The organism is Streptomyces sp. NPDC007875 (assembly GCF_042868035.1).
GTDB lineage: Bacteria > Actinomycetota > Actinomycetes > Streptomycetales > Streptomycetaceae > Streptomyces > Streptomyces antimycoticus.
Genome location: NZ_JBIADZ010000007.1, coordinates 368,098 through 388,372, shown reverse-complemented (window position 1 = coordinate 388,372; position 20,275 = coordinate 368,098). Strand labels below are relative to the sequence as shown.

The window sequence follows — 20,275 nt, the reverse complement described above, 5'->3', positions numbered from 1 at the left end:
GGGTGCCGGGGGCGGGGCCTCCGGTGCGGCGCCCTGGACCGCACATTTACGGCGCCGGTGCCCAGGAGCGTGGAGTGGGCCGGGGATTGGCGCCACACATATGCGAAAGCGTCCAGGACACCACCCCTGCGACCCCGCCCCCTCCCGTCTCGTCGGCGGCCACCCGCCGGTGGCACAGAGCGCCTGCCCGTCCCGCGTTCAGCCCGGGGACCGTGGATTCAGCCCCTCCGGCGCTTGAGGTGCCGGGCCCGAGGCGGAGCCCGCTGTTCAGCCCTTCCGGTGTTTGAGGAACGGGGTCCGGGGGCGGAGCCCGTTCCTCAGCCTCTCCGGCGTTTGAGGAGCGGGGTCCGGGGCGGAGCCCCTCGTTTCGGGAAGGGGCGGGGTGGGGGACTTTCCGCCCCAGGCGCCCACGGTCCGCACCCGGTATTCGGCCCCGGGGCCGGGCGTTGGGTGGGTGCGGCCCCCGATCAGGCGATGCGTTCCAGCACGATCGGGGTGGGGGTGAAGTCCGTGTTCTGGGGGGCGTAGGTGACCGCGTCCTCCAGGGCCTCCAGGGCGTAGGCGAAGGTCGACGGGGTGTCGGTGTGGAGGGTGAGGAGGGGCTGGCCCGTTGTGACGCGGTCGCCCGGTTTGGCGTGGAGTTCGACGCCCGCGCCCGCCTGGACCGGGTCCTCCTTGCGGGCGCGGCCCGCGCCCAGGCGCCAGGCGGCCAGGCCGACCGCGTAGGCGTCGAGGCGGGTGAGGACGCCGTCGGCGGTGGCCGTGACGACGTGGTGTTCGCGGGCGGTGGGGAGCGGGGCGTCCGGGTCGCCGCCCTGGGCGGCGATCATGCGGCGCCAGTGGTCCATCGCCGTGCCGTCGGCCAGGGCCTTGGCGGGGTCGGCGTCCAGCAGGCCCGCCGCGTCCAGCATTTCGCGGGCCAGGGCCAGGGTGAGTTCGACGACGTCGGCGGGGCCGCCGCCCGCCAGGACCTCCACGGACTCGCGGACCTCGAGGGCGTTGCCGGCCGTGAGGCCGAGCGGGGTGGACATGTCGGTGAGGAGGGCGGTCGTCCGGACGCCGTGGTCCTTGCCGAGGCCGACCATCGTGGTGGCCAGTTCGCGCGCCGAGCCGATGTCCTTCATGAAGGCGCCTGAGCCCACCTTGACGTCCAGGACCAGGGAGCCGGTGCCCTCGGCGATCTTCTTGGACATGATCGAGGAGGCGATGAGCGGGATCGACTCGACCGTCCCGGTGACATCGCGCAGCGCGTACAGCTTCTTGTCGGCCGGGGCCAGGCCCTCGCCCGCCGCGCAGATGACCGGGCCCACGTCGCGCAGGACGGCCAGCATGTCCTCGTTGGACAGCTGTGCGCGCCAGCCGGGGATGGACTCCAGCTTGTCGAGGGTGCCGCCGGTGTGGCCGAGGCCCCGGCCGGAGAGCTGCGGTACGGCGGCTCCGCAGGCGGCCACGAGGGGGGCGAGCGGCAGGGTGATCTTGTCGCCGACGCCGCCGGTGGAGTGCTTGTCGGCGGTCGGGCGCGGCAGGGAGGAGAAGTCCATCCGTTCACCGGACGCGATCATCGCGGCGGTCCAGCGGGCGATTTCGGCCCGGTCCATGCCGTTGAGGAAGATCGCCATCGCGAGCGCGGACATCTGCTCGTCCGCCACCTCGCCGCGCGTGTAGGCGTCGATGACCCAGTCGATCTGGGCGTCGGTCAGGCGGGTGCCGTCGCGCTTGGCGCGGATGACGGAGATGGCGTCCATGGGGGCGGTACGGGGCCTTTCGTGTGCAGGGGCCGACCGGGTGGGCCGGGGCGGCGCGCGGGCGTCAGCCGTGGGCGGCGGCGCGGCGCAGATCGGCGGGGCCGAAGGCGTCCGGGAGGAGTTCGGCGAGCGGGCGGATGCCCGTGAGGGTGTCCATCTGGAGTTCGGGGCCGCCGTGCTCCCACAGCAGCTGACGGCAGCGCCCGCAGGGCATCAGCACGGCGCCCTCTCGGTCGCAGCAGGTGAAGGCGGTGAGGCGGCCGCCGCCGGAGGCGACGAGGGAGGAGATCAGACCGCATTCGGCGCACAGCGCGACGCCGTACGCCGCGTTCTCCACATTGCAGCCGCTGACCGTGCGGCCGTCGTCGACGAGCGCGGCGGCGCCCACCGGGAAGTCCGAGTAGGGGGCGTAGGCCCGGGACATGGCGTCCCGGGCCTGTGCGCGCAAGCCGTCCCAGTCGGGGGCCGCCGCGGCGGAAGTGCTCATGTGCCCTGTCCCTTTCGATAGGGCCTGTTGTTCGCCTTGGGCATCCGCAGCCGCTGTGAGGCGAGCCCCATGACCAGCAGGGTCACGATGTACGGCGTGGCGCTGACCAGGTCGTTGGGGACCGTGTCGGTCAGGGCGTACCACAGCAGCAGCGCGACGGCCGCGGCACCGGACACCGCGCCCGCGACATAACTCTTGCGGACAATCCGCCAGGCCGCCAGCGCGGCGAGGCCGAGTGCGACCAGAAGCAGCAGGGCGTGGACGGTCGCCCCGCCGTTGCGCAGCTGCAGGGCGTCGGAGTAGCCGAAGAGCCCGGCGCCCATCGCGAGCCCGCCCGGCCGCCAGTTGCCGAAGAGCATGGCGGCGAGGCCGATGTAGCCGCGGCCGCCGGTCTGGCCCTCGTTGTAGATGTGCGAGCGGACGAGGGCGAGGAAGACGCCGCCGAGCCCGGCGAGGGCGCCGGAGATCACCACGGCCGCGTACTTGTAGAGGTAGACGTTGACGCCGAGGGACTCGGCCGCCGTCGGGTTCTCACCGCAGGACCGCAGCCGCAGTCCGAACGAGGTCCGCCACAGGGCGAAGAAGCTGCCCACGACCAGGAGGATGGAGACGATGGTCAGCGCGGAGATGTCGGTGACCAGACCGCCGAGGATGCCGGCGATGTCCGAGACCAGGAACCAGTGGTGGTTCTCCAGGTCCGCGAGCCAGTCGGACAGTCCGGGGACGGTGAACGTCTGGATGGGGTCGACCTGCGGGGAGTTCTTCGGGGAGCCGCCGATGTCGGACAGCGGCTCGAACCAGCGCTTGGCCAGATAGGTGGTGGCGCCGAGGGCGAGGATGTTCATCGCCACACCGGAGATGATGTGGTCCACCCCGAAGGTGACGGTGGCCACCGCGTGGACCAGACCGCCGACCGCGCCGCCGAGGACGCCCGCGAGCACGCCCACCCAGGGGTTGGTCTGATAGCCCGCCCAGGCGCCGAAGAAGGTGCCGAGGATCATCATGCCCTCGAGGCCGATGTTGACCACGCCGGCCCGCTCGGACCACAGTCCGCCGAGGCCCGCGAGGCCGATGGGCACGGCCATGGAGAGCGCGGCGGCGATCTGCCCGGAGGAGGTGACGCGGTCGAAGTCCGCCTGCTGGGCGGCGTCGACGAAGGCCCGCAGCACCGACAGCGCGACCAGCGCCCCGGCGACGATCAGCAGCACCTTGCCCAGGGACATCCGGGAGGCGGGCCCGTTCCCCTTGCCCGGCGCGCTTGTGCTCTTGGTGGTGGTCACCGTGGCACTCATGCCGGCACCTCCGTCTCCGTCTTGTCGATGCCCTTGTCGGCCCTGGCCTGGGCGGCGAGCTCCGCGCCGACCCTCTGCTGCTGGCGCTTGAGCCCGTAGCGGCGCACCAGTTCGTACGCGATGACGACACACAGGACGATCACGCCCTGCATCACGCCGACGATCTCCTTGTCGTAGCCCTCGAACTCCAGACGGTTGGCGCCGCGCTCCAGGAAGCCCCACAGCACGGCGGCCAGCGCGATGCCGACCGGGTTGTTGCGGCCGAGCAGCGCGATGGCGATACCGGTGAAGCCGATGCCGGTGGGGAAGTCGGAGGTGAACTGGTGGGTGTCGTTGAGCAGCGTCGGCATGCCGATCAGACCGGCCATCGCGCCCGAGAGCACCATGCTGGTGAGCACCATGCGCTTGACGTTGACGCCGCTGGCCTGGGCGGCGGACTCGGAGCGGCCCACCGCGCGCAGGTCGAAGCCGAACCGGGTGCGCCCGAGCAGGAACCAGAAGCCGACGCCCGCGAGCGCCGCGACGACGATGAAGCCCCAGATGGGGTCGAGGTCGCCGCCCGCCGGGAAGGTGAAGAAGTGGCTGGAGGACGGCAGCGGGTCGGTGGCCACGATGTTGGTCTGCTTGTCGAGATCGGCCAGCCGCCCGTCCACCAGCAGATAGCTGATGAGGATGCCCGAGAGGGAGTTCAGCATGATGGTGCTGATCACCTCGCTGACGCCCCGGTAGACCTTCAGCAGACCGGCGATGGACGCCCACATGGCGCCGACGAGCATGGCGACCAGGATGATCAGCGGGATCTGCACCAGCCCCGGCAGCTCCAGCGCCCCGCCGACCACGGCGGCGAAGAACGCGGCGAGCCGGTACTGGCCGTCGACGCCGATGTTGAAGAGGTTCATCCGGAAGCCGATGGCCACCGCGAGCCCCGCCAGGTAGTACGTCGTCGCCTTGTTGAGGATGTAGACCTGGCTGTCGGCCTTCACCCCGTAGTCGAACATGATGCCGAAGGCGTTGAACGGCTCCTTGCCGGTCGCCAGCAGCACCAGCGCGGTCACCACGAACGCGGTGGCGAGCGCCAGCACCGGGGCGGCGACCGCGAGCAGCACCCGCTCCTTGTCCAGCTTCTTCATCGGGCCTCTCCCCCGGTCGCGGCCTCGGTCCCGTCGTCGGCCGGGTGATCCAGACGTCCGGAGGCGGCGCCGGTCATGGCCGAGCCCAGCTCCTCCGGGGTGATGGTGGCGGGGTCGGCGTCGGCGACCAGCCGGCCGCGGAACATCACCCGCAGGGTGTCGGACAGGCCGATCAGCTCGTCCAGGTCGGCCGAGATCAGCAGCACCGCAAGGCCCTCACGGCGCGCGGTGCGGATCTGGTCCCAGATCTGCGCCTGGGCGCCCACGTCCACGCCCCGGGTGGGGTGCGCGGCGATCAGCAGCTTGGGGTGGTGGCTCATCTCCCGGCCGACGATCAGCTTCTGCTGGTTGCCGCCGGACAGCGAGGCCGCGGTGACCTCGATCCCGGGGGTGCGGACGTCGTACTCGGCGACGATCCGCTCGGTGTCCCGCCGGGCGGCGGCCGGATTGAGCAGACCGCCCTTGCTGTTGGGCACCTCGGTGACATGGCCGAGGATGCGGTTCTCCCACAGCGGCGCCTCCAGCAGCAGTCCGTGCCGGTGGCGGTCCTCGGGGATGTAGCCGATGCCGTCCTCGCGCCGCTTGCGGGTGGGCGCGTGGGAGATGTCGGCGCCGTCGAGGGTGATGGTGCCGGCGTCGGGGTCGCGCATGCCCATGATGGCCTCGACCAGTTCGGCCTGGCCGTTGCCCTCCACACCGGCGATGCCGAGGACTTCGCCCTTGCGGATGGTGAAGGCGATGTCGTCGAGCACGGCCCGCTCCACCCCGTCCACATCGGTGGCGGTCAGCCGCAGCGCGTCCACGACGAGCATCTCGGTGTCGGTGACGGTGGATTCGCGGGTCTCGGGCGAGGGCAGCTCGCTGCCGACCATCAGCTCGGCCAGCTGCCGGGGGTCGGTCTCGGACGGTGCGACGGAGGCGACCGTGGTGCCGCGGCGGATGACGGTGATGTCATCGGCCACGGAGAGCACCTCGCCCAGCTTGTGCGAGATGAACAGCACCGTCAGGCCCTCGGACTTGAGCTCGCGGAGGTTGTCGAAGAGCGCGTCGACCTCCTGCGGGACGAGGACGGCGGTCGGCTCGTCGAGGATGAGCGTCCGGGCGCCCCGGTAGAGGACCTTGAGGATCTCCACGCGCTGACGGTCCGCCACCCCCAGGTCCTCGACGAGGACATCGGGGCGGACGCCCAGCCCGTAGGCGTCGGATATCTCCTTGATCCGGGCGCGCGCCTTGCCGCTGATGCCGTGCAGCTTCTCCGCGCCGAGGACCACGTTCTCCAGCACGGTGAGGTTGTCGGCGAGCATGAAGTGCTGGTGCACCATGCCCACTCCGCGGGATATCGCGTCCGCCGGGGAGTGCAGTTCCACCGTCTCGCCGTCGATCGCGATGGTGCCCTCGTCCGGGCGCTGCATCCCGTAGAGGATCTTCATCAGGGTCGACTTGCCCGCGCCGTTCTCGCCCACGAGGGCGTGCACGGTGCCGCGGCGCACAGTGATGTCGATGTCGTGGTTGGCGACGACTCCGGGGAACCGCTTGGTGATTCCGTGGAGTTCTACGGCGACGTCGGTGACGGCACCGGCGGGAGCGCCCTTGGGTGGGCTGGCGGCTTCGATGGCGCACTCCTGAGGGGCGGAGGGGGGTGGGGCTGGCCGGGGGCCGGACCGGCCTGGGTATGCCACGGACCCGGGCGGGCACCCGGGAGGTGCCGTACGGGTCCGTGACGCGAGAGTCAGTCCTTGTAGGTGTCGTTGACCTTGATCTGGCCGTCGACGATCTTCTTCTTGGCCGCCTCGATCTTCGGCTTGATGTCGTTGATGAATCCGCCGGAGTAGGAGAGGGAGACGCCGCCGCGCTTGAGGTCGTAGGACTGGACGCCGCTCTCGGGCTTCTTGTCCTTGACGACGCTCTTGATGAAGTCGTAGACCGAGCCGTCCACGGTCTTGACCATGGAGGTCATGATCGAGTTCTTGTACTGGGCCAGGCCCTTGTCGTAGTACTGGTCGCCGTCGACGCCGATCGACCAGGTGCCCTTCTTCCCGGCGGTCGCCTCGATGGCGCCCGCGCCGGAGCCGCCGGCCGCGGAGAAGATCACGTCGACCTTGTTGGAGAGCATGCCCTCGGCGATGTCCTTGCCGCGGTCCGGCATGCCGAAGCCCTTGGGCGAACCGACCTGCACCCACTGGACGTCCAGGGACGCCTTGGGGTTGGTGTCCTTCAGGCCCTGCTGGAAGCCGCCCGCGAACTTCTTGATCAGCGCGCTGTCGGTGCCGCCGATGAAGCCGACCTTGTTGGACTTGGTCTTCAGCCCCGCGGCCACGCCGGCGAGGTAGGAGCCCTCGTGCTCGGCGGAGACCAGGCTGGCCACGTTCTTGGCCTCGACGACCGAGTCGACGATGGCGAAGTCGGTGTCCTTGTACTTCTTGGCGGCCTTGGTGAGCGAGGGGGTCCACGCGTAGCCGACGCCGACGACGGGGTTGTAGCCCGCCTCGGCCAGGCTCGCCAGCTTGTCGTAGCGGTCGGCGTCGGTGTCGCCGTCCTTCGCCGTCAACTCCTTGCCCTTGACGTCGAAGTCCTTCAGGGCCTTGTCATAGCCCTTGGCGGCGGAGTCGTTGAAGGAGTGGTCGCCACGGCCGCCGACGTCGTAGGCCAGGCCGATGCCGGCGTCCTTGCTTCCCTCTTCGGAACTGCTGCCACACGCGGTGACGGAGAGTGCGAGAGCCGCGGTGGCGATGCCCGCGACAGCTATCGTGGATACCCGGCGCACGAGGGTCCCCTCTGATGTTCTCGAAGCGCCCCTTGCGGCGCTGGTTCCGCCGCATCGTAACGCGCGTAGATGCCAGATAAAGGCCCCCTCGGAAGCCGTTATCGGATCGTCGCGAACCACTCGTGTCCGCCAGGTCTACACAATGTTTCGGGCGGGCAAAACGGCCGCGATTGCGCCCGGTACGTCCCGGTATGAGATCCGCCGGACGAGGCTCCGGGTTCGAGAAGGAGGGCCGGGCCGCCCGGCCCTCCGCCCACACCACCGGCCCTAGTGCATGGGCACCACCGGACGTGCGGGCCCCGCCCGCGCACTACGGCGGTGGCGCACGGGCGGAGCCGGGGTGGGCTTCGTCCGTCAGTCGAGGGGTTCGTCAGGTGAGCGGAGCCAGAGTCGCTGTCCGCCGGGGGACACGGTCAGCCCGAAGTCGCCGGAGTCCGGGCTGCCGTCGTTCACGTATGCGGTGTGCACGGCGATGGCCTCCTCCCACAACTGACGTGGGCCGTACTGCCACACCTCCCCCTGGGTGACCGTGGCCGCCGACCCATCTCGATCATGGAGCCAGATCTGATACCTGCCGTCCGGTGCGCCGTCGGCCATGACCACGCCCGGCAGTTTCGCGCCCGCGTACAGGGCGAAGCCAAGGCCGGTCACGCTGTCGGCGGGAAGCGGGCCGGTGCTGCCGTGCCGCCCGGTTCCGCTGTCCACGGGACGTCCGGGCCAGGGCGCTCCGAGCGCATCGGCATGAACCGGGCACCGCCGACGAACCGGCCGGAGGCAACCCCATCGCCGCCTACGTCGAGCCGCACCAGAGCCCCGGACCAGAAGTCCCCCGCCAGCGGGGCGAGGACGCGCCCGCCCGGCTTGGTCTGCCGTACCCATGCGTAGGGAATGCGGCGCACCGAACAGGTCGCGATGATCCGGTCGTACGGCGCTCCGGACTCCCACCCCTGTGCGCCGTCGCCCCACACGACGTCAGGGCTGTATCCGGCCTCCTTGATGACCTTCGCGGCCTTCTCCGCCAGCACGGGATCGACCTCGACGGTGGTGACGTTCTGGCTCCCCAGGCGCGCCGCGAGCAGCGCGGCGTTCCAGCCGCTGCCGGTGCCGATCTCCAATACGCGCTGCCCGTCGGCGACCTCCAGCGCGGTGAGCATGCGCGCCACCATCGTGGGCATGGAGTTGGACGAGGTCGCGATTCCCGGGCCGTCACTCCGCCCGTCGTCCACCTGCGTCACGATCGGCACATCCCGGTAGACGAGGTCCCACCACGCCGCGTCCGTCGTGACGGGGACGCAGGTGGTCCGCTATCCCCACCTCGCCGTGCGCTCGGTGAAGGACGACCCCAAGCTGAAGGTGGCCGTGCCGGTTGATGAGCAGCCATGGCGCGTGATCGTCGACACCAACGCCCGGACCCCAGCCGATGCCCGGGTCCTCGACGATGCCGCACCCACCATGATCGCCGTCGCCGATGACGCCGACGCCTCCCACCTGGACGGCGTGGCCACCGTCGTACGGCTGCCCCGTGCGAAGGTCGGCCTGGACGTGGAGGCGCTCCTCCGTGAACTGCACCAGCGCGGCGTGCGTGGGATGTTCCTCGAGGGTGGCCCCACTCTCGCCGCGTCGTTCGTGTCGACCGGGCTGGTGGACCGCATCGTCGCCTACATCGCGCCCGCGCTCCTCGGTCGCGGAAAGAGCGGACGCGAAGGCGGCACCATCGAGACGATTGGCGACATCCTCCGATGCGAGCTGGTGGACGTGGCGCGGTCCGGCCCAGACGTCAGGCCGATCGCACGCCCGCTGCGCTGAGCGGTCCGAAGGTGGGCTGCCGGGGCCGTCGTCCGGTACGGGGACCCAGACACCAGCGACCCGCCCGGTCCATGGGTCCGGGGGGCCGTCACCGGAGCCAGACTGCGCGCACAACTGGCACAGCCGTACCCCTACACAGTGGGAGACGGCGCACCCCGGGCCGTGGCTGACGTGCGCGGTAGCATCCGGAGCCTGCTGACCGCATAACGAGGAAGCCGCAATGACGACGATCGCTGTGACGGGGCACATGGACATCACCGACGCGTCGGTGCCGCTGGTGCGAGGAGAGCTGGACAAGATCCTTGCCGCCTATGAGCCCTCCAGCCTGGTAGGAGTGTCGTGCATCGCGAAAGGCAGCGACAGCCTCTTCGCGGATGCGGTCCTGGCCGCGGGCGGGCGCCTGGCCGTGGTGATCCCTTCGGAGGACTATCGGCAGGCGAAGGTGAAGCCAGAGCATGCCGAAACCTTCGACCGGCTGGTGGAGGCAGCGGACGAAGTGCTGGTGATGCCTCATGTCACGGCAGACCGTCACGCGTACGAAGCGGCGAACGCCGTGCTGCTGGGACGTGCCGATCGGCTGGTGGCCGTGTGGAACGGCCGGCCGCCCACGGGCAAGGGCGGCGGGACGGCGGACGTGGTGCAGCAGGCGCGTGAGGCGGACATCCCCGTGGATGTCGTCTGGCCGGACGGGGCATCCCGCCGGGCATGACCCGCCCAAAGCCCCTCGTCCGGCCCGAAGGCTGGACGAGGGGGGGTATTGCAGAGGCGCTGGCGGTCCGGTACGAGCGCGGCCGGGTGCGGGGGCCGGGCGGCGCGCATGCCGCCCGACCGCCGCGGCTAGGCTCTTCCGCCCGCCAGGGCTACGCGTTCCGGTCCAGCAGCACGGCGGCCGTGAACAGCTCCACGCCCACCGCGATGGCGTCCTCGTCCACATCGAAGTCGCCCGCGTGGAGGTCGCGCCGGGTGGTGTCGCCGACCGGGCGGACGCCCAGCCGGGCCATCGCTCCCGGCACCCGCTCCAGGTACCAGGAGAAGTCCTCGCCGCCCAGCGACTGTTCGGTGTCCTCGACCGCGTGCGCGCCGCGGCGGGCGATCATGGCGTCCCGCAGCAGCTCGGCGGAGCTCGCCTCGTTGACCACCGGCGGGACCCCGCGGATGTAGTTGATCTCCGACTTGGCGCGGTGCAGGGTGGCGATCTCGTCCACCGCGGCATGCACCAGGTCGGGCGCCTCCCGCCAGGCGGGCAGGTCCAGGCAGCGGACCGTGGCGGACAGCTCGGCGTGCTGCGGGATCACATTGCAGGCATGGCCCGACTCCACCCGGCCCCAGGTGACGGCCAGGCCCGAGCGGGCGTCGACCCGGCGGGCCAGCAGCGCGGGCACCTCGGTGATCACCTTGGCGGTGGCGGTCACCAGGTCGGTGGTCAGATGGGGGCGCGCGGTGTGGCCGCCCGGCCCGTCCAGCGAGATCTCCAGCCGGTCGCAGGCCGAGGTGATCGGCCCGACGCGCAGCCCGATCCGGCCGACCTCGACCTTCGGGTCGCAGTGCAGCGCCAGGATCCGGCCGACGCCGTCCAGCACGCCCTGCTCGATCGCGTCGGCCGCGCCGCCGGGCAGCACCTCCTCGGCGGGCTGGAACAGCAGCCGCACCGGACGCGCCAGCCGCCCCTCGCGGGCCAGCTCGGCCAGGACCAGACCGGCGCCGAGCACCACGGTGGTGTGCACATCGTGGCCGCAGGCGTGGGCGCGGTCGGCGATGGTCGAGCGGTAGTCGACCGTCTTGGTGTCGGGGATGGGCAGTCCGTCGATGTCCGCGCGCAGGGCCAGCAGGGGCGCTACGCCATCGCGCGGGCCGATGTCACAGATGAGGCCGGTGCCGGACGGCAGCACCCGCGGCTCGAGTCCCGCCTGCTCCAGCCGCGCCTTGATCGCGGCGGTGGTGCGGAACTCGCAGTTGCCGAGCTCGGGGTGCATATGTACATCGCGCCGGAAGGCGATGAGTTCGGCACGCAGCTCGTCGGGGAGCGTGCCGGGCAGGGCCGGCGCTTCGGCGGGTGTGGCATCGGTCGCATCGAGGGACATCAATTGCTTCACCTGAAGAAGCGTAGAACGCCAGGTGGGCCCACCGAATGTCGATCAACAAAAATTCAATCTCTTCGGGTACGCAAAAGTACCCGGCGCGGTGCATGATCCCCCTAGTCAGGGGGTATAAAAGACCGTTTTGCGGCCGGTCGCGGGTGAGAAGCGCCACACGGCCGTACGGGCGACGAGCTCAGGAGCTCAGCGGCTCAGGACGCGGCGACCGGTGCCGCGGGCGAACCCGGGCTCCCCGGCGGGGCCGGGTCCCTCGGCGGGACCGAACCCTTCGGCGGAGCCGGGTCCGTCGGCGGCCCCGAGCTCAGCCGGCGCACATCGCGGGCCGTCCCGGTCACTCCGGACAGAAAGCCCTGGGCGCGCGGGGAGGCGTTGCTGGTCAGCCAGGCGGGGTCCACATCGCAGACCGCGACCTGCACGCCGGTGCCCACGAGCGCGAGTGGCAGGGTGTGCACCACGGTCGAGGGGAAGCTCACGATCGTGTGGCCGATGGGGCCTCGGCGGGCTATCAGCTCGAGCGGCAGATCGGGCCGTACGATCTCAAGACCCACCTCGGCCGAGACCCGGTGCAGCTTCTCGGCGCTCTCGCGGCGGTGGGCGAAGTAGCGGGTGGCGCCATGGGCGCGGGTCAGCGAGCCGACCGCTTCCAGATAGCGCTCCAGGTCCACCACGCCCGTCTCCACCAGGGAGGTGCCGACCAGGTCGGTGCCGCCGGTGAGCCGGGGCGGGCCGAACCGGGCCCGGGTCCAGGCGAAGTCGTTGGCGGTGACGGTGACCCCGGCGGGCGGCTCCACCGGCATCGAGCTGAAGACCTCGACCCGGCGCTTGGCGCCCGGGGTGAGCCGACGCCGCGCGGTGGCGGAGACCGGCGCGAACACCATGTCGCGCGGTCCTCGGTTGCCGCGCCGGTGCCAGCGCACCAGGGGCTCCCCCTTGGCGAGCTGGGAGATGAACTCCATGGTGGCCGTGCCGTCGTCCACCACGACCAGGTCCTTGGCGCGGGTGAGGGTCAGCAGCAGCTGGACATAGCGGGAGAACGGATCTCCTATCACGATCCGCGCGGCCCGGCGCAGCGGTCCGCGCAGCCCGCCGATGGTCTTGACCGGCGCACCGGCCCCACCCCGCGCGTCCTCCCAGCGCACGGCGAATCCCTCGTCCCGCGCCAGCTCGGCCATCCGGCGCAGCTGGCCGCGGGTCATCGGGTCGTGCGGGGAGAGCACCACCACGGTGAGGTCCTGGGGCGCCGTGGCCGCCGGGCCTCCGGCGCGCTGGGCGTCGGCGTACGCCCACTCCAGCACGTTCAGCAGCTGAACCGGGCTCTCGACGAAGGCAAGCGTGGCCAGAGGGGCAAGGGGGGCAGCGGAGACCATCGCACCGTCCAAAGGCAGGGCCCGGAAGCGGCGGGCAGCCCCTGACGCGTCAGAGGTGCCCGCCGCTTCCGGGCGGGGGCCGGGCTCACCGGCCGGAGGATTCACGGCAGAGTGCCTCAGACCGCGGCGGGCTCGCGGTCGGCGGAGTCGGACTCGGCGACGACGCCCGCGACACGGCGGAGCTTCTTCATCGGGCCGAGCTCGCTCTCGTAGACCTTCTTGACGCCGTCACCGAGGGACTCCTCGATGGTGCGGATGTCCCGGACCAGCCGCGTCAGGCCCTGCGGCTCGACGGAGGCGGCCTGGTCCGAGCCCCACATGGCGCGGTCGAGGGTGATGTGGCGCTCGACGAACGCGGCACCCAGGGCGACGGCGGCCAGCGTGGTCTGCAGACCGGTCTCGTGGCCGGAGTAGCCGATCGGCACGTTGGGGTACTCGGCCTGCAGCGTGTTGATCACGCGCAGGTTGAGCTCCTCGGCCTTGGCCGGGTACGTGGAGGTGGCGTGGCACAGCAAGATGTTGTCGCTGCCCAGCACCTCCACCGCGTGGCGGATCTGCTTGGGGGTGGACATGCCCGTCGACAGGATGACCGTACGGCCGGTCGCGCGCAGGGCGCGCAGCAGCTCGTCGTCGGTCAGCGAGGCCGAGGCCACCTTGTGGGCCGGGACGTCGAACTTCTCCAGGAAGGCGACGGCCTCGGTGTCCCACGGGGAGGCGAACCAGTCGATACCGCGCTTCTTGCAGTGCTCGGAGATGGCGGTGTACTCGGCCTCGCCGAACTCCACGCGGTGGCGGTAGTCGATGTAGGTCATCCGGCCCCAGGGGGTGTCACGCTCGATGTCCCACTGGTCACGGGGGGTGCAGATCTCCGGGGTTCGCTTCTGGAACTTGACCGCGTCACAGCCGGCCTCGGCGGCAGCGTCGATCAGCCGACACGCGTTCTCCAGGTCGCCGTTGTGGTTGATACCGATCTCACCGGTGACGTAGACCGGGTGACCGGGACCGGCGATCTTGTCGCCGAGGGTGCGGAGGCGAGAGTTGGAGCTCACTTAAGACAGTTCCTTTCCGAGAATCCACGAGGCGATCTCGCGGATCGCGCCGTCCCCTCCGGGGGTGGAGGTGACCGCACGTGCAGCGCCGCGCACGACGTCGTGCGCACCTGCGACCGCCACGGGCCAGCCGACAAGGCCGAAGCACGGGAGGTCGTTGACGTCGTTGCCGACGTAGAGCACGCGCTCCGGCGCGATGCCCTGCTCCTCGCACCACTGCTTCAGTGCGAGATCTTTTCGGTCGATGCCGTGGAGCACGGGGACCTGGAGTTTGCGGGCCCGTGCGGCGACGACCGGGTTCTTTTCCGTGGACAGGATCAACAGCGCCAGCTCCGCGCGGCGCAGGGCGGCGATCCCGAGCCCGTCGCCGCGGTGCACGGCCACGAGTTCGCGTCCTTCGGAGTCGACCAGCACCCTGTCGTCGGTCTGGGTGCCGTCGAAGTCGAGTACCACCGCGTCGATGTCGTCACGAGTGGGAAGGGCGCCCGGCCGCTCGGCGTCGAGCAGCGGGGCGAGCGCGCGGGCGCGGGCCAGATCGTGCGGATCGTCGATCTCCAGCACCCGGGCGGGATCGGTGCGCACCAGGTCGGTGCGGCCGAAGAAGCGGTGCCCGGCCTCGCGGAAGCCGCGGGCGTCCATCGCGTAGGCGGCGCCGGTCTCCAGGAAGTCCTGGGGGCGGTCCTGGCGGCGCGGGCGGTAGGACTTGTCGTGGTTGACCCCGTCGCCGCCGTCCGCCGCGTCTCCTTGGGCGTCTTCGCCCTCGCGCCAGACGAAGCCGTGGAAGGGGGCCACGGTCAGGGCGGTGTCGGCGCCCTTCTCGGCGACCGCCGCGGCCACTCCGTCGATGTCCTCGCGGATGATGAACGGGCTGGTGCACTGCACCAGCAGGACCACGTCCACGGTGGTGTCGTGCGACGCCTCGTACGCGTCCATGGCGTGGGTCACCGCGGCCTCGCTGGTGGCGGTGTCACCGGCGATGCCGGTGGGCCGCTGGATGACCACGGCGCCCGCACCACGGGCGGCGGCGGCGATCCCGGCGTCGTCGGTGGAGACGACCACGTCGGTCACCAGCCGGCTGGCCCGGCATTCCATGACGGCGCGAACGACCAGCGGCACGCCTCCCACGGCGGCGAGGTTCTTCGCGGGGACGCCCTTCGACCCGCCGCGGGCGGGGATCACGGCGAGCACGCACGGGCTCGGGGCGGTCATGGCGGCTCCTTCAGGGGTTGCAGAGGTGATCGAGGCCGTCCCGGCCTCCTCCTGGTTCGCGCGCACGTCGTCGCTCACAGCCGTCTTTTTGTTCGCTTCTCCGTCCGCGCGGCGCAGAGGTGCGGGCATCGTCGTCGGCCGCGACCCGGCGGCCGCGCGCACTCCCCCAGCTACCGCTGGGCGGTGCCCCCTGCTCACAGCTCCCCCATCCGCCGGATGACCGGGGCCACCCGCTGCACGCCGTGGCGGTAGGCACCGCGGGCCGCTTCGCGCATCGTGTTGCGCACCACCCGCCGCAACGCCGAGACCTGTGCCTCGTCCTCGGCGGAGGCCCCGGGGCGGGGCGAGCCGTCCGGCTCGAAGCCGTACCGGGCGAGCCGGCCCGGCAGATATCCGGGTGCGGTGGTGGGGGTGTAGAAGGGGGCGAGCGGCGGGAGGGTCGGTGCGGCGGCCAGCTCGGCGACCCGCTCCCGCGCGGCGTCGAACCAGGTCTCGTACGGCCCGTCGGCGGCGACGCCCTGGCGGCTGAGCCACTCGGCGTTCGGCTCCGGCAGGTGCCCGGCGTCCAGCTGGTCCCAGGAGGCGAGACAGCCGGAGCCGAGGAAGTGGTGGTTGCCGAGCGTCTCCCGCACCCCGAGGTCGGTGAGGACGGCGGTCGGTATGGAGCGGTGCAGCGACTCCAGGGCGGCCGTGGAACTGACCGTGACCAGCAGGTCCGCGGTGTCCAGGACCTCGCCCATGTTCCCGTAGGCGAGCCGGAAGTTGGCGGGCAGATCGTCGCCGAACTTGGCGATCAGCTTCTGGTAGGGAAGCTCTTCGATATGCGTGGTGTGCTCGCCGGGCTTGCTGCGCAGCTTGACCACGACCTCGCGGTCCGGATGACGGCGCGCGTGCTCCACCGCGCGGCGCAGCAGATAGGTGCGGTCGGCGCGGTTGTCCGGGACGGACGGCTGGACGGCGAAGACGACCGTGCCGCCGGGGTACTTCCGCGCCAGCCGCGCCTTCGCGTCGTAGCGGTCGCCGCCGAGGAAGGGCAGCGCGCATTCGACGACGCTGTCCCCGTCGGCGCCGACGCCCGTGTAGACGTCGCGGAAGCGGTCCGCGTCATGGCGGGAGTTGGCCAGCACCACATCGGCGCCGTGGCGCAGCAGCAGACCGTCGGCCAGCTTCTCGTAGACGACACCGACATAGCCGGTGACGACCACGGGGCGGCGCTCGTCGTCCTGCCAGGCGTGGCTCAGTCCGTGCAGCATGGCCTGGACGGCGCCGCCGACCAGGGAGAGCACGATCACGTCATAGCGCTCACGGTCCACGGCCCGTACGAATTCCACGCCCGTGACCTCGCGCATCGCGTCGGCGCGCACCCCGACCTCGGTGAGCTGCCGGGCGGTCGGCGTGGCGCGGCCGCGCAGCAGGAAGCCGTCGAGGCGACGGCCCGAGGCTGAGCCCGACTCGTCCGGTACGAGGCGATGCGCGGTGAGCGCGCCCCATTTCCACCGGGTGTCGGAGTCGGCGAGCACGGCGACTCGCACAGGGGATTTGGTACGTGAGGACACGTCGCAGACGCTAGGAAGCGTTGTCGATTCACGGCCCAACGCAAGAGCAACAAAGGGTTAACAGAACATCGACGATTGGAGAATCGGCTGGCTGGAGCGGCGGGTTAACCGTTCCGACGTGTTTCGTTCACCTCTACGTACACCCTAGGTCAAGACGAATGCCGACCAGCGACCTAGCGTCACCCGCGTGGTTAAGCTCTCCGTCATCGTGCCGTTCTACAACGTGCAGACCTATGCCCCCGACACGCTCAGAAGTCTGCGCGCGAACGCGCGTGAGGACTTCGAATTCATTCTCGTCGACGACTGTGCCACCGACGGGACGCCGGAGATCCTGGAGCGCGCCGAACGCGACCTTCCGGGGGCCGTCTATGTACGGCACGAGAAGAACGGTGGGCTGGCCACCGCCCGGAACACCGGCCTGGACAACTCCACCGGCGAGTACATCACCTTCCTCGACGGCGACGACTGGCTCGCCCCCGGCTACTACGAGCAAATGCTCGCCGCGATCGAGGACTTGGGGTGCGACTTCGTCCGCACCGACCATGTCCAGTGCACCGCGCGAGCCCGCTCGATCACCCGGGTGCCGCACGGCCGCCGCAATGTGGTGATGAACCCGCGGGACGCGATCCTCCCGGCCGACCGCTCCACCTCCGTCGACTACCCCTATGCCTGGGCGGGCATGTACCACCGCCGCCTGGCCGACGAGGGGCTGCTGCACTTCACCCACGGGCTGCGCACCGCCGAGGACCGGCCCTGGATCTGGCGGCTGCACCGCGAGGCCCGCAGCTTCGCCGTCCTCGGCGTGCACGGGGTGTTCTACCGGCGGGGGGTCTCCTCCTCGCTCACCCAGATCGGAGATGTGCGGCAGCTCGACTTCATTCGCGCATTCGACCAGGTCATCGAGGAAACCGCGCGGGACCGCGACGCCGACGCCCTGCTGCCGAAGGCCGTCCGCACCTATTGCGCGATCATTTCCCACCACCTGGGCAACATCGAGAGATTCGAACCACAAGTGGCCCGCAAACTCCGATCCATGTCGGCGGCGGCGATGAAACGCATGCCCCAGGACGTATTGAAGGACGCACTGGATTCCATGGACTACGAGCGCGCCGCACGCCTGCGGCGAGTCAAGCGCCGGCCCGCCGGGGCGGAGGTGGCGGCCTGATGTCCGCCTACAAGCCGCTGGCGGAGCGCAAGCGCACCCAGATCTTCCTCGCCTCGACCCTGTACGGGGCGGCGACCCTCGCGGCCGCGATCGACGCGGACAGCGTCGGCCCGGCCGACCGCCGGCTGCTGCTGATCAGCAATAACGCCGCGACGCCGGAGACCACCCCGCCGGTCGACGAGATGCCCGGCTTCGAGCGGCTGCGCGGCCGCTTCGACCGGGTGCTCTCCTGGAACGAGGCGATCTCGCCGTTCCACCCCGGCGGCTGGGCCCCGCGGCTGGACGACGCCCCGCTGTGGGAGCGCCATCTGCGGCTGCTGTGGAACCTCGGCGACGACAACATCGAGCTGGTCCTGGAGTCCATCCAGGTCAACCCGGCGATGGCGGTCGCCAATGTCTTCCAGGGCGCGCCCATCGACGTCTACGCCGACGGTCTGATGAGCTACGGCCCGACCCGCAACAAGCTGGACCCGCTGATCGGCACCCGGATCCGCCGGCTGCTCCACCTGGACCTGGTGCCCGGGCTGCGGCCGCTGCTGCTGACCGAGTTCGGTGTCGAACCGGAGATCCTGCCGACCGAGGTGTTCACCAAGGTGCTCACCGAGGTCGCCGACGCCGCCCCGCGCGGTGTCGTCTCCGCCGGCGAGCGGATCGCCGTCGGCAACGGCCCGGCGCTGATGCTCGGGCAGTATCTGTCCGCGCTGGACATCCTCACTCCGCAGGAGGAGGAAGCGCTGCATGTGCGGATGTTGCGCGGCGCCGTGGCGCTGGGCCACCGCACCGTCGTCTTCAAGCCGCACCCCACCGCCCCGGCCCGCTGGTCGCGGATGCTGGAGAAGAAGGCCGCGGAGCTGGGCGCGGAGCTGACCGTCATGGACACCCCGGTCCTGGCCGAGGTGCTGTACCAGCGGATGAGTCCGGCCCTGGTCATCGGCTGCTTCTCCACCGCGCTGCTCACCGCCGACGTCTTCTACGGACTGCCAGTGGCCCGGATCGGCACCGATACGCTGCTGGAGCGGCTCACCCCGTACCAGAACAGCAACCGCATGCCGGTGACGATCGTGGACGCGCTGCTGCCCGACCTCGAGGACCACAAGGCGGTGGCCGCCGCCCAGCGGGTGGACGAGCGGGCGGGGAAGAAGCTGACCGGGCTGGTCGCCGCGGTCGGCTTCTGCATGCAGGCCAAGATCTACCCGGATCTGCGGCCCGCCGCCGAGCGCTATCTGGCCGCCCACCTGGACAACCAGACCTGGCGCTACTTCAAGAAGCGCCGGCTGACCGCGCTCGCCCTGCCCGGGGCGGTCCCCTCGCAGCTGGCCTTCATCCCGCGCAATGAGACGGTGCGCAAGGTCGCCCGCCGGGCCCGGGCCATCAAGCGGGCCGCCCTCAAGCGGACGGTCACCGGATGAGCGCGCCGCCCGCCCCCGACGCCGGGCCGATATCCACCGCGGCGGCGACGGCTCCCACGCCGGCGCCGCCGCGCGCCCCCGACATCGCCCTGGAGCGATCCGCCGAGCGCACCGCCAAGGCGGCCGCGCGCGGCGGCGGCCATCCGGTGCGGCTGCGGGCGCTGGACGGGCTGCGGCTGCTCGCCGCGCTCATGGTGGCCGCGTACCACTACGGCGGCCGCGACGGTGAGATAGCCCAGGCGTGGGGCTCCTCGCCCCGCGCCCAGTTCCCCACCCTCTCCAGCTACTTCGCCTACGGCTGTCTCGGCGTCCAGATCTTCTTCGTCATCAGCGGCTTCGTCATCTGCATGAGCGGATGGGGACGGCCGCTGCGCTCCTTCTTCGCCTCGCGCGTCTCCCGCCTCTACCCCGCCTACTGGGTCGCGATCATCCTGGTGACCGCCGTCTTCGCGCTCCCCTGGGTCACCTACAAGGCGGTGTCGCCCAGCGACGCGCTGGTCAACCTCACCATGCTGCAGCAGCCACTCGGGGTGGACCGGGTGCTGGGCGTGTGCTGGACCCTCTGGGCGGAGCTGCGGTTCTACGCCCTCTTCGCGCTGTTCGTGGTGCTGCCGGGGGCGACCCGGCATCGGGTGGTGCTCTTCTGCGCCGTCTGGACGCTGGGCTCGGCATTCGCCGAGGCGGCGAACCTGCCGCTGCTGGACGTCGTCCTGATGCCGGAGTACTCCTCGTACTTCATCGGCGGCATGGGCATCTATCTGCTCCACCGCTTCGGCCACGACGCCCTGTCCTGGGGCATCATCGGGATCAGCTTCCTGATCGGCCAGCACTACGCGATCCGCGAGCTGTGGCACCCGGCCAACATCGACGCCTTCTCCTACCGCTCGGCCGTCGGCATCATCGGCGTGGTCGCCTTCGGCTATGTGGCGGTGACGCTGATCGCGCTCTCCAAGCTGAACTGGGCGAACTGGCGCTGGCTGACCGTGGCGGGCGCCCTGACCTACCCGTTCTACCTGGTCCATGAGCATCTGGGCTGGGTGGTCGTCTGGATCCTCCACCAGAAGCTGGGCATCCCCTCCTACGGGACGTTCGCCCTGACCGTGCTGGTGATGCTGGGCCTCGGCTGGCTGCTCTACCGCTTCGTCGAACAGAAGCTCACCCCGGTGATCAAGCGCTCGCTGACCACGGTCCGGCTCTGAA

At 70.9% G+C, this 20,275-nt stretch carries 18 protein-coding genes; 5 read left to right on the top strand and 13 right to left on the bottom strand.

Going from position 1 to position 20,275, the window contains the following annotated elements; genetic code table 11:
• Positions 1–467: 467 nt before the first annotated feature.
• The 8 genes from ACFYOY_RS17850 to ACFYOY_RS17815 all read right to left on the bottom strand — a co-directional run bounded on the left by ACFYOY_RS17850 (position 468) and on the right by ACFYOY_RS17815 (position 8,653).
• Positions 468–1,745: a thymidine phosphorylase gene (locus tag ACFYOY_RS17850; protein WP_351881120.1), complete on the bottom strand. Its 1,278-nt coding sequence runs from the start codon at positions 1,743–1,745 to the stop codon at positions 468–470.
• A gap of 64 nt (positions 1,746–1,809) precedes the next feature.
• Positions 1,810–2,232 carry a cytidine deaminase gene (locus ACFYOY_RS17845; RefSeq protein WP_351881123.1) on the bottom strand — a complete coding sequence of 141 codons (423 nt, stop codon included), beginning with the start codon at positions 2,230–2,232 and terminating at the stop codon, positions 1,810–1,812.
• Positions 2,229–3,524, bottom strand: coding sequence for an ABC transporter permease (locus ACFYOY_RS17840; RefSeq protein WP_351881125.1), 1,296 nt, complete (start codon positions 3,522–3,524; stop codon positions 2,229–2,231). The genes ACFYOY_RS17845 and ACFYOY_RS17840 overlap by 4 nt, the downstream gene beginning before the upstream one ends.
• Complete coding sequence (locus tag ACFYOY_RS17835) at positions 3,521–4,654, bottom strand: ABC transporter permease (RefSeq protein ID WP_351881128.1); 1,134 nt, start codon at positions 4,652–4,654, stop codon at positions 3,521–3,523. The genes ACFYOY_RS17840 and ACFYOY_RS17835 overlap by 4 nt, the downstream gene beginning before the upstream one ends.
• Entirely contained in the window at positions 4,651–6,267 is a 1,617-nt protein-coding gene (locus ACFYOY_RS17830) for an ABC transporter ATP-binding protein (RefSeq protein WP_351882236.1), read from the bottom strand. The genes ACFYOY_RS17835 and ACFYOY_RS17830 overlap by 4 nt, the downstream gene beginning before the upstream one ends.
• Positions 6,268–6,383: 116 nt before the next feature.
• On the bottom strand, positions 6,384–7,418 hold the full coding sequence (locus ACFYOY_RS17825; protein ID WP_351881131.1) for a BMP family ABC transporter substrate-binding protein: 1,035 nt from the start codon (positions 7,416–7,418) through the stop codon (positions 6,384–6,386).
• A 354-nt stretch (positions 7,419–7,772) separates the two neighbouring features.
• On the bottom strand, positions 7,773–8,069 hold the full coding sequence (locus ACFYOY_RS17820; RefSeq protein ID WP_388587930.1) for a hypothetical protein: 297 nt from the start codon (positions 8,067–8,069) through the stop codon (positions 7,773–7,775).
• Positions 8,066–8,653, bottom strand: a complete 588-nt coding sequence (locus ACFYOY_RS17815; protein WP_388587927.1) for a methyltransferase domain-containing protein — start codon at positions 8,651–8,653, stop codon at positions 8,066–8,068. The genes ACFYOY_RS17820 and ACFYOY_RS17815 overlap by 4 nt, the downstream gene beginning before the upstream one ends.
• Before the next feature lie 46 nt (positions 8,654–8,699).
• Between ACFYOY_RS17815 and ACFYOY_RS17810 the strand changes: the two genes are divergently transcribed.
• Positions 8,700–9,224, top strand: a complete 525-nt coding sequence (locus tag ACFYOY_RS17810) for a RibD family protein (RefSeq protein WP_388587925.1) — start codon at positions 8,700–8,702, stop codon at positions 9,222–9,224.
• Positions 9,225–9,444: 220 nt separating this feature from the next.
• Positions 9,445–9,933: a hypothetical protein gene (locus ACFYOY_RS17805; protein WP_351881140.1), complete on the top strand. Its 489-nt coding sequence runs from the start codon at positions 9,445–9,447 to the stop codon at positions 9,931–9,933.
• Positions 9,934–10,084: 151 nt separating this feature from the next.
• Here the strand turns inward: ACFYOY_RS17805 and ACFYOY_RS17800 are convergent, their stop codons facing one another.
• The 5 genes from ACFYOY_RS17800 to ACFYOY_RS17780 form a co-directional block, all read right to left on the bottom strand.
• Complete coding sequence (locus ACFYOY_RS17800; RefSeq protein WP_388587982.1) at positions 10,085–11,305, bottom strand: amidohydrolase; 1,221 nt, start codon at positions 11,303–11,305, stop codon at positions 10,085–10,087.
• Positions 11,306–11,511: 206 nt separating this feature from the next.
• On the bottom strand, positions 11,512–12,687 hold the full coding sequence (locus ACFYOY_RS17795) for a hypothetical protein (RefSeq protein ID WP_351881143.1): 1,176 nt from the start codon (positions 12,685–12,687) through the stop codon (positions 11,512–11,514).
• A 116-nt stretch (positions 12,688–12,803) separates the two neighbouring features.
• Complete coding sequence (locus tag ACFYOY_RS17790; protein ID WP_351881146.1) at positions 12,804–13,736, bottom strand: N-acetylneuraminate synthase family protein; 933 nt, start codon at positions 13,734–13,736, stop codon at positions 12,804–12,806.
• Positions 13,737–14,945 (bottom strand): acylneuraminate cytidylyltransferase, encoded by a 1,209-nt coding sequence (locus ACFYOY_RS17785; RefSeq protein WP_351881149.1) that lies wholly within the window; start codon positions 14,943–14,945, stop codon positions 13,737–13,739. It abuts the gene before it with no gap.
• A gap of 194 nt (positions 14,946–15,139) precedes the next feature.
• Positions 15,140–16,465 (bottom strand): DUF6716 putative glycosyltransferase, encoded by a 1,326-nt coding sequence (locus tag ACFYOY_RS17780; protein ID WP_351882240.1) that lies wholly within the window; start codon positions 16,463–16,465, stop codon positions 15,140–15,142.
• A 223-nt stretch (positions 16,466–16,688) separates the two neighbouring features.
• Between ACFYOY_RS17780 and ACFYOY_RS17775 the strand changes: the two genes are divergently transcribed.
• From ACFYOY_RS17775 to ACFYOY_RS17765, 3 genes are read left to right on the top strand one after another with little or no spacing between them, the layout of a single operon-like run.
• The gene (locus tag ACFYOY_RS17775; RefSeq protein WP_078641949.1) at positions 16,689–17,666 is read left to right on the top strand and encodes a glycosyltransferase family 2 protein; all 978 of its coding nucleotides are present in this window, start codon (positions 16,689–16,691) and stop codon (positions 17,664–17,666) included.
• Positions 17,666–19,075: a polysialyltransferase family glycosyltransferase gene (locus ACFYOY_RS17770; protein ID WP_351881152.1), complete on the top strand. Its 1,410-nt coding sequence runs from the start codon at positions 17,666–17,668 to the stop codon at positions 19,073–19,075. Before ACFYOY_RS17775 ends, ACFYOY_RS17770 begins: the two co-directional genes overlap by 1 nt.
• On the top strand, positions 19,072–20,274 hold the full coding sequence (locus ACFYOY_RS17765) for an acyltransferase family protein (protein ID WP_388587920.1): 1,203 nt from the start codon (positions 19,072–19,074) through the stop codon (positions 20,272–20,274). The genes ACFYOY_RS17770 and ACFYOY_RS17765 overlap by 4 nt, the downstream gene beginning before the upstream one ends.
• Position 20,275: the final 1 nt, after the last annotated feature.